This is a genomic window from Mesorhizobium sp. WSM4819, from assembly GCF_055811215.1.
Window position 1 is genome coordinate 1 of record NZ_JBVVQO010000018.1, and the last position, 13,587, is coordinate 13,587.

A 13,587-nucleotide genomic window follows, 5' to 3' on the forward strand; every position below is an offset into this window, starting at 1 on the left:
GGGCAAACGTATGAAAGCGCCAAAGGATGCAGGTGGCAGACCTGCGCTCACAAACAAACATCCGCCGCCTGCAGAAATACTGCGACATCCCCATGCGACGAGTCGATGTGATAGCGATACTGCCCTGCCCAGGACCTCAGTGGCTTGTTGGAGCGACCAATGAGAATAACCAGCTTTCTACCATCTCAGCCAATCGTGGTGGTCGGCTGATTGCGTTTTAACTTTGGCGCGGCCGGCCGGCGGGGATTCTGGGCGTGGGCGGTCGGGAGCTGGTGCCTCTTGGCGTCCAGCCGCTCCAGCATGCAACCGACGATAGCCTGAAAGCCGGGCTCCATGGCCTCTTGGCAATCGATCTCCCGATCCGCGTATTCGCCCTGTCGTCTTGGCGGTCTGATCATCCAGGCTTCCTCATAGATATCCCTCGCCGTCGGACTCGCGTCGCCGGATCAAGCCAGGCTATGCGCCCTCACTATCCAAAGCGAAGCACCATTCGCCTCCTGTGTCTTTCAACCAGCTCGCGGTCGCATTCGGGCACGCAGCGGTCGCTGCAACCGACATTCACAACTACCTGTGCGAAAGCGACGGCGAGCGCCCACCGCGCGGTTGACCCGCAGGCATCACCGCTGGTCGTTGTTCCTTGGTCTTCCCCAGCGCGCCAATTCGAAAAACGACCGGACGTCTATTTCGCCGGGGGCATTGTTGGCCGCCTGGAGCAACCGGATCGGAGGCCAGGCGGCGTCACGATTGGCGGGAGACGTCGTTCTCGCAGAGAATTCTTTTAGGTGGAAGGGCTGGTCTCGCCGCCGGCGACTTTGGCGAGCAGCATCCCCAAGGTCAGGCGCGCTCGTTCATGGCTGCGCCGACAAAAATATTCTCAAGAAGCTCGATACATAGAGACGCCAAGTATCAGAGCATCATCCGATCCCTCGATAGCGAAATGGCTGGCGGAGCGGGAAGTGAATTGAACCGGGGTTGACCCCACGAAGTCAGAGTGACGTGCAGCGAGACCTCTCAAGGGAACCTTTCCGGCGTTGTGCGCTTGTTGAGCATGCGTTTCACAACCCCGTGAACGACAACAAAAAAACGCTGGAACCAAAAGGAAATCCGCCATGGCGAAAGAAAAGACATTGGACGATCTCTTCCTCGATACGCTTAAAGATATCTATTACGCGGAAAAGAAGATCCTGAAGGCGCTCCCCAAGATGGCGCGCGCCGCCTCATCGGCCGATCTGAAGGCAGCCTTCGAGAAGCACAAGGACGAAACCGACGGTCATGTCGAACGCCTGCAGCAGGTTTTCGAGCTCCTTGGCAAGCGGGCACAGGGCAAGACGTGTCCCGCGATCGACGGCATCGTCGAGGAGGGCGAGGAGATTATGGAGGAGTTCAAGGGAACTCCCGCACTGGACGCCGGTCTGATCTCCGCTGCCCAGGCTGTCGAGCACTACGAGATCACCCGCTATGGCACGCTGAAGCGCTGGGCCGAGGTTTTGGGCATGAGCGACGCCGCCAAGCTGCTCGAACAGACGCTCGGCGAAGAGTCTATGACAGACGAGGCGCTCACCGGATTGGCGGACGCCTCGGCCAACGAAATGGCCAAGGCCGCCTGATCACACACCAGCCACCCCAGCTGTGTTGGGGTGGCTGTTTTACTTCCAACATCCGTCATTCGATAGGAGGCAATCATGGGTCGTGGCATTCTACTCTGGCTGCTCGGAGTTCCTATTCCGATCATCATCCTTCTCGCGCTGTTCATGGCGTAGGAGGAATCCATGGCATCAACCATCCTGGCGACCGACGTCGCCGCGCCGGTCGAGTCCTCGTCATCCGCAGTCAACTGGGGACCGATCATCGCCGGCGCCTTCGCTGCCTCGACCCTGACGTTCATCCTGATGCTTCTCGGGTCCGGCCTCGGGCTCACGATGGTGTCTCCATGGTCCAACGAAAGCGCCAGCGTCACCACCTTCGCTGTGTCCACTGCAATCTGGCTGGTCATCGTGCAATGGTTGTCATCCGGGTTCGGGGGTTACCTGACCGGGCGCCTTCGCACCAAATGGGTCGGCATTCACACGGACGAGACGTTCTTCCGGGATACCGCGCACGGATTCATGGCCTGGGCGCTGGCGACGCTTCTGGTCGTGTTCGTGCTCGGTTCGGCGCTGTCCGCGGCAATCGGCACCGGCGTCAAGGCGGCCTCGACAGTGGCCTCGGGAGCAGCAATGGGTGCCTCGGCAGGGGCGACCGCAAACGCCGGGAACGACGGAGGCAGCGGCGCGGCGTCGTATTTCGTCGATGCGCTGTTCCGCCCGAACAATCCTTCCAGGCTGGCGGCGCCGGGCGCGGAGGGCGATGCGACAGCAGCCGCACAAGCCTCCCGCATCCTCATTACGAGTGCGGCGGCCGGCGAATTCTCGGCCGACGACAAGACTTATCTGGGCCAACTCGTGGCCGCTCGCGCTGGCTTGTCGCAAGCGGATGCTACTGCCCGGGTTGATGCGGTGCTTGCTCAGGTCGAGGCGGCCAAAGTCCAAGCACAGGAAGCAGCCGACACAGCTAGAAAAGCCGGCGCCAGCTTCGCGCTGGTTGGCGCGCTTTCTCTCATGATCGGCGCGTTCATCGCCAGCGCAGCGGCAGCGTTAGGCGGCAAGCAGCGCGACGACGAAGAAGACGCGCTCCATCTCACAGCCAGTCGAAGCTGAAGACGTCTACTCCCGGCCGACCGAGAGGATCGGCCGGACTTCATCTCCCGCCGCGCTCCTTTGTTTTTGTGCAACGCAGCAACGATATTGCTGCACGTGCGTTGCACAGATGGCCGTCCATTCCGGACGTCACAACAGGGACGGCTCCATTGCGAAAAATCTCCGATACCATCGCCCGCCTCGCCGCGCTGCGGGCGCGACATGCCGCACATCCCGCCGACCTCGGTGCGTCAGTCCATCTCCGGACGCTGGCCGACTTCGGTACCAATCCCGGCGGGTTGGGAGTGAAGTTCTACATTCCCAATGACCTATCCAGGCGCGCCCCGCTCGTCGTCGTGCTGCATGGCTGCACACAGAACGCGGCCGGCTATAACCATCATTCCGGCTGGTCCCAACTCGCCGACGAGGCTGGCCTCGCGCTGCTCTTTCCCGAACAGCAACGCGGCAACAATCCGAACCTCTGTTTCAACTGGTTCCAGCCTGGCGACACCAAGCGTGGTTCGGGCGAGGCGCTGTCGATTCGCCAGATGATCGAGACGATGGTCGTCACCCACGGTCTCGACCGAAGGCGAATCTTCATCACCGGCCTCTCGGCCGGAGGCGCAATGGCGGCGGCCATGCTGGCGACCTATCCGGAAGTGTTTGCCGGCGGTGTGTTTATTGCCGGCCTGCCCTACGGCAGCGCAACGACAATCCCGGAGGCCTTCGATCGCATGCGCGGTCACGGTGGTCCTTCGGAACAGGATCTGCAACGGGCCCTCCGCGGCGCATCGGATCATCAGGGACCGTGGCCGAGGATTTCGATTTGGCACGGTGCCGCTGACCACACGGTTTCGCCTTCCAACGCGGAAGCGATCGCAGGCCAATGGCGGGGGGTCCACCGGCTTGAGAAAGAGCCGACGCATCGCGAAGTTGCCGGACCGCACGCAAAGCAGGTTTGGCGTAACGGCGCGGGAGAGGCCTTGATCGAAATCAACATGATCGCCGGGATGGGCCATGGCACGCCGCTCGGCAACGGCGTGGGTGCTCCGGGACCTTATATGCTTGATGTCGGCATCTCCTCCACACGCGAGATCGCGCAGTTCTGGGGGATCGCGGCATCGGAGGAAAGCGCCTCCCGGAGATCGAGGCCGCAAGTGCCCGCCAGCCAACGGCAACTACCCCAGTCACCGGCGCCAGGTATACAAAACGCGAAGATGAAGCCCCCGCAGCCGACTGCCATCCATCAATCGGGCCAGCCCGGCGTGAAGAAGATCATCGAGGATGCCCTACGGGCAGCGGGCCTGATGCGCTAGGCGGGCGGCGCAAATCGCTCGCCGACTGTCTCGCCGGCCCGCGAAGATCAAGCGGCTCCGACCAGGCAAGGGAACGAGTCGTTCTTTGGAATCGGTGACCGCTTTCAGCGAGCAGTCGCCATGCACCTCGTCCAGATCCTGCTTCCCCGCGCGGACAACACCGGTGGCCCATTTGGCCGGGAAGATTTCGACCGTGTGAAGGAAGACCTGGCCAGCCGTTTCGACGGCGTCACAGCCTACCTGCAGGCGCCCGCGGAAGGTCAGTGGCAGGATGGCGAGCAGTCCAGCAAAGATGATATCGTCATCTTCGAAGTGATGGTGGATGATGTCGATCTGCCGGACTGGCGCAAACGGCGCGCCGAGCTAGAACGGCGGTTCCGGCAGGACACGGTGATCATCCGCTACATGCCAATGGCGCTCGTATAGAGCGCCGATATCCTGCCATCAACGTCAATCCGCAAGACCGAGTACGATCCGGAGACAAGGGGTCTCTCGGTGTGGTTCGTCGCGAGCGGCACGCGTTATGACTACGAGGCTGCCTTCGTAAAAGGGCCGGTTCTTCAACGACCACTTTCGCGACCGTTGCCGGCACCGCCCGATTGCCGAAGCATAGCGATCGTTGCCTGCACGCGGAGACTCATGCGCCGGTTTCGGAGTTTGACGCGCCGGCTGGCTTTGATTCCGGGGAGCCCTTGTGGCGTAGGAAAATCGACAGCAGGACCAGGACGGCCGTCGACATGAATTCCGACTGCCAGTTCTGAAAGGACTCGAACCATAGCTGGGCGTCGAGAAGATAGTCTCCCAGGGATTGAACCTCGCCGCCGTGCCGAAGCGCCTCCTCGTTCGCGGCCGCCAGGCTCGCCCACCAATGCAAGGCAAATGAGATGATGAACAGCAGGGCCAGCGCCAAGCCCAGCGAGTATGAATAGAGCCACGACAGGATCGGGTTGCGCCTGCGGGTGGCGGTCGGAAGTTCGTCCTTGGGCCGGTTGGGATCATCGGGATCACGAGACTCGGCGGAACCGCGCTGGAACAGCATTGCAGTCAGCATGACATAGGCCGACATCTGCAGGAATTCGCTTTCCCAGTTCTCGAACAGCGCCGAGAGGAAGTCGCCGCTCGCAAGATAGGAGAGCAGCCCAATCGATGCCGATCCGTGGTTCTGAAGCTCTTCATTGTAGGCCGCATGACCCGACCAGATCATGCCAATCGCACTGAACAAGAACATCGCCACCAGGGCGATCGTCAGTCCATTGTCCCGGAAAAAGCTTTTCATGGTCATCTCCCTCGGCAGCTCCGGCTAACGCCAGTTCTCCAGAACCTCTTCGATCATCACCGCCTCGACTTGCTCGCTGAAGCGAGAGCGGTAGAGCTCCAACAGTGCGTCATGCGTCTGGTCAACCGAACTGCAGATGGCATCGGTCGCAAGGACGACGCGAAAACCACGGTCGATGGCGCCGAGGACCGTGGCAAGCACGCAGACATCGGTTTCGCCGCCGGTAATGACCAGAGTGTCGATCCCTGACCCATTGAGCATCGCGTCGAGCCGGCCTTCAGTCCACGGCGAATAGACATGCTTGTCGAGCGTTCTTGCCGGCGGCACGAACCGCGCCAGAGAAGGCATCAGATCGACGAGGCCGGCATCGATGTTGGCAAGGGTGACCTCGGCCCAACGCCGATAATACCGCGCCCACATGCCCGGTCCTTCGCCGGGCCGAGCGGCCGGAACAAAACGTGTGAACAGCGTTTGCTGCGGATGTCTTGCGGTCAATTCCTCGATGACCGGCAGCACGTTTTGCGCCCACGGCACGGCCCAAGGGCCGCCCGGCGCGAACAGGCGCTGCATGTCAACGCAAAGATGTAGGGAATTCTCACCAAGCGGACCGTGTACCAGGCCTAGGGCGGCCATGATCAGCCGCGGCCGCGGTCGGGTGATGCATAGCCACTATCTGAACGCGGGCATAGCCCGGGAGGCCCCGCCGTAGCCTCGCATCTCTGCCAATCCGCCTTTAGCCGTTGCCGGTTCATGGTCTTGTCAGGCGGGCCGCTTGCGCCTCCTGCACGTCGATGGCGTACAGCAGTTCGCCGTTCCCGTCGCGCAGGCGCACGAGCCAACCTGAAAGATCGTCCGTGCCCGGCTGAAAGTCGACCAGAAGATCGATAGCGCATCGAACTGCTTCCTCCCGCGCAGCCTCTAATCTTGGCATCCTGGACGGAGGAACCTGACGGCCGCGTCCGCCGTCGCGATACTCGAAGATGTAGAGCCCGCCGTTTTCGTCATTCTCCGCTGTGACGGCGACTTCGTCAAAATTGCCATTGCTTCGGGCACCATAGTCGTTCACAGCCAAATCGAAGGTCGCGATCTGGACCAGGACCGCCTTCGCTCGATTGATAGCGGCCTCGTTGTTTCCGCCGTCAATGCGTGCCAGGTCGCCGGTAACGCAGTCACCGCCTTCGCCGCAGAAGATCACGCGCAGGATGGGCTGTCCGGTCGGGGCGGTTGCCTGGGTAACTTCGGTTCGAAGGATCTGCATGAGAAACTCCGTCACCATCGCTACAATTTGACGGCCATTTCCCGGCTCCAGAGACGCAGCTTGCGGCAGCCCTCGATAAAACCGATAAGCGCCTTGGGATCATCGAGACCAATCATGCCTTCATCGGCTTCCGGATCGACGCCGGCCTTCTGCAGCAGTGGGACGGCGCCCGACGTGAAGCCGATGAATTTGCAATGAGCAAAAGCGTCGGCAACGAAATCGCGCGCGGCGGCCTCGCCCGTCAGGCGCTCCGCTCCTTCCTCGGAGAGAATCAGCGCTACTGCGTCGAACAGGACCGATGGCCCGCCGTCGATCATGTGCTTTGCAGCGATGAGACTTCCATCCGCCGCCTCGACGCCGCCCACCTTGGGCGCTATGACCTCCATCACTGCGCCTTCCTTCTCGATCGCTGCCTGGAGGTTCTTCAGCAGCGCTGCATCGGCGCCGGGACTGACAAGCACACCGACCTTGCGGCCAGCAAAACTGTCAGGCCCGTTCCGGATGATGCTGAGCGCCGGCGATGGTTCGAGATCGTCCCTCGGCGCGACCGCCGCATCCGCGGGCTTGGGCAATTGCTTCATGCCAAGCTTGTCAGCGACAGTTTCTGCCAAGCCTTCATCAATGTTGAGGAGATGCGACACCATGCGCTCGCGGATAACCGTTGTCTCGACCTTGGAGAGCTCGAAGGACAGCGCCATGGCGATATGCTTCTGCTCAGGCGCGGTCTGACTGTTGAAGAATTGTCGCGCCTGGCTGTAATGGTCGGCGAAGCTCTCTGCGCGCAAACGGACTTTCTGGCCTTCCTCCGCCTCGGCGAACGACCGGAAACCGTGCTGCGGCGATTCCCGCGGGCCTTCGCCGAATGAATTCGGCTGGTAGTTCACGCGGCCGACCGGATTGCGCATCGCCATGTGGCCATCCTGCTGGAAGTGGTGGAACGGGCATTTGGGTGCATTGATCGGGATATGGGTGAAATTGGGGCTGCCGAGACGCTTCAGTTGCGTGTCCAGGTAGGAGAAGTTTCGACCCTGCAGCAGGGGATCGTTGGAAAAGTCGACGCCGGGCGGTACGTTCTGCGTCATGAACGCGACCTGCTCGGTCTCGGCGAAGAAATTGTCGGGCATACGATCGAGCACCAAGCGGCCGACCGGGACCGGCGCGAGGAGTTCTTCCGGAATGATCTTGGTCGGATCCAGAACGTCGAAGTCAAAACTGTCCGCGAAGTCCTGATCGAAGAGCTGGAGGTTGAGCTCCCATTCCGGGAAATCACCAGACTGGATGGCATTCCAGAGGTCGCGTCGATGAAAATCGGGGTCAGCGCCGTTGATCTTGACCGCTTCGTTCCAAACGACCGACTGCATGCCGAGCTTCGGCTTCCAGATGAATTTGACGAAGGTGGATTCGTCCTTCGCATTGACCAGCCGGAACGTGTGAACGCCGAATCCCTGCATGAACCGGAAGGACCGAGGTATCGCCCGATCCGACATGACCCACATGACCATATGCATCGATTCGGGCGTCAGGCTGATGAAGTCCCAGAAATTGTCGTGTGCCGATTGCGCCTGCGGGAAGGCACGATCAGGCTCCGGCTTCACTGAATGAATGACGTCGGGAAACTTGATTGCGTCCTGAATAAAGAAAACTGGGATGTTGTTGCCGACGAGATCCCAATTGCCTTCGTTGGTGTAGAATTTGACGGCGAACCCACGCACGTCCCGCGCCAGGTCGAACGAGCCTTTCGAACCGGCCACCGTGGAGAACCGCACGAAGGCCGGCGTCTTCTCGCCGGCACGCTGGAAGATATCCGCGCGGGTGTAAGCCGCTAGCGATTCATAGGTCTCGAAGAAGCCGTGCGCGCCATAGCCGCGTGCATGCACGACGCGCTCGGGAATGCGCTCGTGATCGAAATGAAAAATCTTCTCACGGAAGTGGAAGTCTTCGATCAGTGACGGTCCGCGCTGGCCAATCCTTAAAGTATTCTGGTCATCGGCCACTGGGCCGCCTTGGGCGGTCGTCAGGATCTCGCTGTCGGCTTCGGCGATCTGATGAAGCTCGCCTCCGTTCCCCCGCACGAGCTTTTGATCATGGATCGTCGCGGGCTTGCCCGACGACTGTCTGGTTGTCTTGGCCATGCTTGAATTCCTTGAAAAGGAGGGGGCGGCTGCAGGTCTCCCTCAATGCTGGGACACCCACCTAAGTTCCTGGTGGGTGTCACGTGGCCCGCATTTCGAAGAATAGCACTCGGCTGCCGGAACATCGGGCCCGCGCTCCGCCAGAGGCGCGGGCTTTTTCGTTGTCTGGGGGAACACGATCTCGCGACGATCGTTCGGGTCGCCAACAGAGCGCCATACCGTCAGATCGAGGACAGGAAATACGGGAAATACTAGGCTTAACCCATCAAGAAAAATACGATAGGCAGGAGCGCACGTCGGATGCTGCAAGGGCATTAACAGACATTGAGCGCGCAGCACGAGATGCAAAGACTGCTCGGCTGCGAGAGCAACGACTTAAGGCTGAAACCGCTCCTCCTGCTGCATTGGTAGCGAAACCGAAGAAAAACCGACAAGGCAACAACTAATTACCCACCCGGGTTGCGGCGGATTCGTGTTCCGTTGTGTGCGTCCTTTTTAAGCGTTCTCCGACATTGTCAAAGGTAAGCAGGTGGATCGAGCGCAGGAAGGTGCGGGCATGAAGGTCTGCGCCGTTTCCCAAGCCGCCGAAGCCAGAACCCGCTCCAGGGGCCACGCCTGAGATTTGCAACGGTGGTCAAGCTGGTGACGGCTCGGCATGTCATCGACCTCGTGGCCCGCATGCACGGCTGCACGTATGCCATGCACGGCTGCACGTATGCCGAGATGAGAGGACCGTCGCGTCAGTATAGTATCGTGGCAACGCGAGACGCGGCCATGTGCGCCGTGATGGTGCTGAAGGCGAGCTTGCCTAGGCAGATAGGGTTGCTGTTCAATCCAGCCAGATTTGTTCGATGACCGCAGGAGAAATTCGGCATGAGTAACGTCGTATCGCTTCATGGCGACAAGCGCTGGAAAGCTGTTCTCGTCTACGACCACCAGAACGGCCCCATCACGATCGAGCACTTTTTGGAAGAAATTTCCGAGTTCCATAACGTCATTGAACACGGCCCGGACTGGGACACCCTGATTACGTGCACGGTGACAATCAACCGGACGGACGGCGGCGAGGAGCAGAACAGCCAGGAAAAAGAGGCGCGCCATGAACATCGGTGAAATCGCGGAGCGCTTCATCCGCGCGGCCGAGATCGAGCGCGCCAGCCATGAACATGTCGGGCCGGCCGGCCCAGCAGCTGCCCTATGTTCACACATACACCGATAAGCTCGGGTGGTGCAAAGAGGTGGGCGACAAGCTCGACCCTAAGGCAGACCCGCTAGCGTAGGAGCGAAGGGCGTTCTGGAACCGGATCGGCACCCTGCCGTCGAGACAAGAGATCAGCGAGCTCGAGGCGCTGCAACGAATGGCTGCTCGCCGTTGGCAATGAGAAGGAACGCCGAGCGTCCTCGCCCGGGCCAGATCCAAGGTCGGCGACAAGTCATTCCGCAGCCGGTGATTCAAGGTGGAGGGCATCCACCCGAACACCGGACGGGATAGAAAAAACCGGGCTTTGCAGCAAATCGCGATCATTCTCGCCCGCAGGGCCTCGCAGAATAGCGAAAGCGCCGAAATCAGGCTGTTGCATCATGAAATCAGGGGTGTTTCGGCTACGATCACGGAAGATGCGGGGGAACGGGACCGCCGGAATTCGTGGATCGCCGACGGCGCGTTCGCCAAGATCCTTTCATCGGAACATGACGACTTCTCTTGGGCTGCCGAGCGCAATGAGCGCCGATGCCAGCAAAGAGGCGAGGCGGCGCAATCAAGCTGTGTGATTTGCGCCATTGACGAGCACCCGAAATGCCGCCCCAATCGGGATTATGTGGCTTATTGGGGATTCGCATGAACCGATTTCTCTTTGTGATCGCCGACTTTCTGTCCCGTCCGCCCGGCTTCTATGTGCTGCTCGCCGCGATGATAGCCTGCACTGCGATGGTTCCGTTTGGGCTAACAAACGTAATCACCTATGCGCTTTCTGTAGCTGCGATAGTGATTACCGGGGTCGTACTGATCCAGGGTTACCGCGACACCGCTGCCATCCATGCGAAGCTCGACGAGATCATCGTTGCATTGAAGGAAACGAGGAACAATGTCGTCGGGCTGGAGCACGCCGAGCCTGAGGAGATCAAAGCCCATTTGGCGCGGCTTGAATTGGAAGCAGCGGCGGCTGATCAAGAAGCTAAGCACGAGGGAGTCCGTGGCGCCTAATTACGCCAGCGGCTGCCAAGCACTGGCCGCGGGAAGCGCAGAAGCGGAAGGCCGCATGACCCGAGCTGAGATCAAAGCTGAAGTAGAATGGCTGCTGGAGTACGAAAGCCTTAGCGCGTCAGAGTCCGCAAGCACACCGCTTCGGCTCTGAAGGTATTGAGGGCATCGAGCGGGGGTTCTTTGACCCCGGCGACAGCGGCAACATTTTTGCCCCGGATGCGTCTCGACCATCATAGACGGGCTGTTGGCGCCGCTGATCGGCGCGATGTATGGCCTGCCCGATATTCTGGTCGTCTGATGGCCGGTTTTTATGACGAGATGCATCAGGAGTTCGCGAGCGAGATGCTCGGCGAGTTCAAGCAGGGCGTTGTCATGCTAACCCGCACGGTCACAGCGCCGCCAGATCCGTCGACGCCATGGATACCGGGCGAGCCAGTGACGACGGTCTATCCACCCGATGCGGTGATGCGCCGCGTGTCTCAGAAATACGTCGACGGCACCCTCACTGTGGCGACCGACAACAGATCACTTTCGCAGTACCCTCGATCGTCCCCGCCATGACCGACACACTCGTCATCGACGGCGTCGAGTTGGTCATGAAGGACCTACGGCCGGTCCCGCCGGCCGGGACGTCGGTCGCGTATATCGCTTTCGTGGCGGGTTAGCCGCCGAGCGATATCCCAGAAAAGAGCGACGCCAGCGACGACCGCATGTGAGACTTGGCAACAGCGATGTCCCCTTCGAAACCGGAAAAATCGATCTCCATATGATCGAACGTGGACAGTGCCTGCTCTTCCATGTCAGCCAATGCCCGATCTGGGTCATCCGATTGCTCAGCAACCATTGATGCAATTGCCATGAGTGCGATGCGAAGCACCACAAGCTCCGTCGAATGATGGGCCAAGACATCCATACCAGTCTCCTTTTAAGGTCAGGAACGAATGCTCAAACGCCTATCCCCCCGTGATCGTTTCGAACAGCTTGTCTCGACCTATGAGCCGATGCTGCGGACCGCGTTTATCGAGGCGATCGACGACATCCGCTCCAACATCGTTCTGCGCCGTGTGGTGGAGCGCTTGGAGCGCGGCGACGTCAACGGCGCCATTGTAGCCATGAACCTCGACGAGGCCGCGTTTCGGCCGCTGGAAGAAGGCATCCGGCAGGCCTACAACGGCGGCGGTGTCGCCACGGTCGAACAGATGCCGGCGCTGCGCGATCCGAGCGGCCTTCAGGTCGTTCTTCGTTGGGATGCGCGCAATCTTTATGGCTGAGACCTAATTGCGCGAGCACTCGGCGCAACTGGTCACCAACATTGTTGCTGATCAACAAGTTGCGATCCGTGCCGCTTTTTCTAAGGGCCTTGCCCGTGGCGCCAATCCAACGAGGGCCGCATTGGAGGTAGTAGGCCGCGTCAACAGGGTAACTGGCCGCGGAGAAGGTGGGGTGATCGGGCTCACCACAGTTCAGAGCGACTATGTTGCCCGAGCCCGCGATGAACTGCTTTCCGGCGAGCCCGACCAGTTGCGGGCCTATCTGAATCGGAAGCGACGCGACAAACGTTTCGACCGCACGATCACAGCTGCGATTCGAGATGGTAAACCAATCCCTACCAACCTGGTGGCGCGGATCATTAGCCGATATTTCGACAGCCTTTTGAAGCTCCGCGCCGACACGATTGGACTGCACGAGACGTTTGCCGCGCTTGGAGCTTCGAAAGACATCGCATTTCAGCAGGCGATCGCCAAGGGCGCGGTGAGGGCGGAAGCCATCACGAAGGGCTGGAAACACACGCCGCAGGATCATCCTCGCGTTCAGAGGGTGGTCGATGCCGATAATTCTCGCTTGGACCGGTTCATAGTCATCGTCTTCGTCCGCCATCGTCCCCCCGTATCGGAAAGCGGCGCTCTGAATTTACAACGATGCAACCACTGCCTTGTCTTCGCGTTTAGCCGCCTTCAATCCTGGTGAGCGACAAAGATGCCGGCGTTTATTCCGATTACAATCTACCTGAATGACAGATCGATGCTGATTGCGTCGATCCCCGATGCTGAGACGGCGCTTCAGCAACCATGGCCATTCATGGACAAGCCATCCCGACTTGAAGCAATTCGAATGATCGAGGAATGCCTGGCTGGACACTGCACCCAACAAGCCGCGTTCGATGCCTTCAAGGCGGCCGCAAGTGAACAGGGCCTTCTTAAGCGAAAGCCTCCAAGCATAGGCCTCAGGAAATTCGACGGGGTTGCCGAAGACCTGCTGTGAGGTGATGCCGCCCGCGCGACCTTAAACCGCTGACAGGCCTCCTGAGCGGACTTGGTCAGCCGCATGGACCACCCGCCAAATCGAGGAGTGGCGGGTGGTCCTTTATCAGCGCAGGAAGGGACTTAGCTGCGCAGAGGTCAATTCGTCGCTCCGTCCAATCGTCAAGTCCGGTCGTTCCTAGAACGATCCCTAACTAACGATTATTCCAATCGCAAGGAATGTGGTCGAAACTGCGAAGACCGGAGCGAGTAACCAGCGAGCTTGGTGGACACTATTTTCCATGGGCTCCTTCCCGTGAACTTGCAGGGATCAACGGCTATGCGCAGCGGCGGCTCCGGGTGGCGCTATGTCCGGCCTATTATGCCAAAACAGGCGAGACCTAGGTCCTGTCGCGCATCAGCCTTGAGGGGCTTTTGGGGAACAAATGCAGCTGGCTGGGGTTTGTTAAGTCTGGCGCGAAGACGC

17 protein-coding genes are annotated in these 13,587 nt (G+C 60.2%); 11 read left to right on the top strand and 6 right to left on the bottom strand.

Annotated features, from left to right (window positions below; all coding sequences use genetic code 11):
* Positions 1–185: 185 nt before the first annotated feature.
* Positions 186–398, bottom strand: coding sequence for a hypothetical protein (locus AC0L18_RS17490; RefSeq protein WP_023803175.1), 213 nt, complete (start codon positions 396–398; stop codon positions 186–188).
* Positions 399–1,109: 711 nt separating this feature from the next.
* On the opposite strand from AC0L18_RS17490, the gene AC0L18_RS17495 reads away from it, so the two are divergent.
* The 4 genes from AC0L18_RS17495 to AC0L18_RS17510 all read left to right on the top strand — a co-directional run bounded on the left by AC0L18_RS17495 (position 1,110) and on the right by AC0L18_RS17510 (position 4,417).
* A complete protein-coding gene (locus tag AC0L18_RS17495) occupies positions 1,110–1,607 on the top strand; it encodes a YciE/YciF ferroxidase family protein (RefSeq protein WP_473493506.1) in 498 nt (165 codons plus the stop codon).
* A gap of 162 nt (positions 1,608–1,769) precedes the next feature.
* Positions 1,770–2,696: a hypothetical protein gene (locus tag AC0L18_RS17500; RefSeq protein WP_473493507.1), complete on the top strand. Its 927-nt coding sequence runs from the start codon at positions 1,770–1,772 to the stop codon at positions 2,694–2,696.
* A 149-nt stretch (positions 2,697–2,845) separates the two neighbouring features.
* Positions 2,846–3,991, top strand: a complete 1,146-nt coding sequence (locus AC0L18_RS17505; protein ID WP_473493508.1) for an extracellular catalytic domain type 1 short-chain-length polyhydroxyalkanoate depolymerase — start codon at positions 2,846–2,848, stop codon at positions 3,989–3,991.
* A gap of 120 nt (positions 3,992–4,111) precedes the next feature.
* Positions 4,112–4,417: a hypothetical protein gene (locus tag AC0L18_RS17510; protein ID WP_473493509.1), complete on the top strand. Its 306-nt coding sequence runs from the start codon at positions 4,112–4,114 to the stop codon at positions 4,415–4,417.
* A 211-nt stretch (positions 4,418–4,628) separates the two neighbouring features.
* Here AC0L18_RS17510 and AC0L18_RS17515 read toward each other — a convergent pair whose 3' ends face one another.
* From AC0L18_RS17515 to katE, 4 genes are all read right to left on the bottom strand, one after another.
* A complete protein-coding gene (locus AC0L18_RS17515; protein WP_473493510.1) occupies positions 4,629–5,267 on the bottom strand; it encodes a DUF6766 family protein in 639 nt (212 codons plus the stop codon).
* Positions 5,268–5,291: 24 nt separating this feature from the next.
* On the bottom strand, positions 5,292–5,900 hold the full coding sequence (locus AC0L18_RS17520; protein ID WP_473493511.1) for a cysteine hydrolase family protein: 609 nt from the start codon (positions 5,898–5,900) through the stop codon (positions 5,292–5,294).
* Positions 5,901–6,015: 115 nt separating this feature from the next.
* Entirely contained in the window at positions 6,016–6,525 is a 510-nt protein-coding gene (locus AC0L18_RS17525; protein ID WP_473493512.1) for a DUF6894 family protein, read from the bottom strand.
* Positions 6,526–6,545: 20 nt separating this feature from the next.
* Complete coding sequence (gene katE / locus AC0L18_RS17530) at positions 6,546–8,657, bottom strand: catalase (protein ID WP_473493514.1); 2,112 nt, start codon at positions 8,655–8,657, stop codon at positions 6,546–6,548.
* A gap of 873 nt (positions 8,658–9,530) precedes the next feature.
* On the opposite strand from katE, the gene AC0L18_RS17535 reads away from it, so the two are divergent.
* The 4 genes from AC0L18_RS17535 to AC0L18_RS17550 all read left to right on the top strand — a co-directional run bounded on the left by AC0L18_RS17535 (position 9,531) and on the right by AC0L18_RS17550 (position 11,421).
* Positions 9,531–9,770, top strand: coding sequence for a hypothetical protein (locus AC0L18_RS17535; protein ID WP_473493516.1), 240 nt, complete (start codon positions 9,531–9,533; stop codon positions 9,768–9,770).
* Between the two features lie 344 nt (positions 9,771–10,114).
* Positions 10,115–10,498, top strand: a complete 384-nt coding sequence (locus AC0L18_RS17540) for a hypothetical protein (protein WP_473493518.1) — start codon at positions 10,115–10,117, stop codon at positions 10,496–10,498.
* Positions 10,495–10,860 carry a low affinity iron permease family protein gene (locus AC0L18_RS17545; RefSeq protein ID WP_287066071.1) on the top strand — a complete coding sequence of 122 codons (366 nt, stop codon included), beginning with the start codon at positions 10,495–10,497 and terminating at the stop codon, positions 10,858–10,860. The genes AC0L18_RS17540 and AC0L18_RS17545 overlap by 4 nt, the downstream gene beginning before the upstream one ends.
* Before the next feature lie 297 nt (positions 10,861–11,157).
* Positions 11,158–11,421, top strand: a complete 264-nt coding sequence (locus tag AC0L18_RS17550) for a hypothetical protein (RefSeq protein ID WP_473493520.1) — start codon at positions 11,158–11,160, stop codon at positions 11,419–11,421.
* Between the two features lie 100 nt (positions 11,422–11,521).
* Here the strand turns inward: AC0L18_RS17550 and AC0L18_RS17555 are convergent, their stop codons facing one another.
* Complete coding sequence (locus tag AC0L18_RS17555; RefSeq protein ID WP_091591642.1) at positions 11,522–11,773, bottom strand: hypothetical protein; 252 nt, start codon at positions 11,771–11,773, stop codon at positions 11,522–11,524.
* A 28-nt stretch (positions 11,774–11,801) separates the two neighbouring features.
* Here AC0L18_RS17555 and AC0L18_RS17560 point away from each other — a divergent pair, with 28 nt between their 5' ends.
* Genes AC0L18_RS17560 through AC0L18_RS17570 form a run of 3 tightly spaced genes read left to right on the top strand, consistent with a single transcriptional unit; the run spans position 11,802 to position 13,122 of the window.
* Complete coding sequence (locus tag AC0L18_RS17560) at positions 11,802–12,131, top strand: hypothetical protein (RefSeq protein WP_473493522.1); 330 nt, start codon at positions 11,802–11,804, stop codon at positions 12,129–12,131.
* Between the two features lie 7 nt (positions 12,132–12,138).
* Positions 12,139–12,828 (top strand): hypothetical protein, encoded by a 690-nt coding sequence (locus tag AC0L18_RS17565; protein ID WP_473493523.1) that lies wholly within the window; start codon positions 12,139–12,141, stop codon positions 12,826–12,828.
* A gap of 9 nt (positions 12,829–12,837) precedes the next feature.
* The gene (locus tag AC0L18_RS17570) at positions 12,838–13,122 is read left to right on the top strand and encodes a DUF982 domain-containing protein (RefSeq protein ID WP_051505740.1); all 285 of its coding nucleotides are present in this window, start codon (positions 12,838–12,840) and stop codon (positions 13,120–13,122) included.
* Positions 13,123–13,587: the final 465 nt, after the last annotated feature.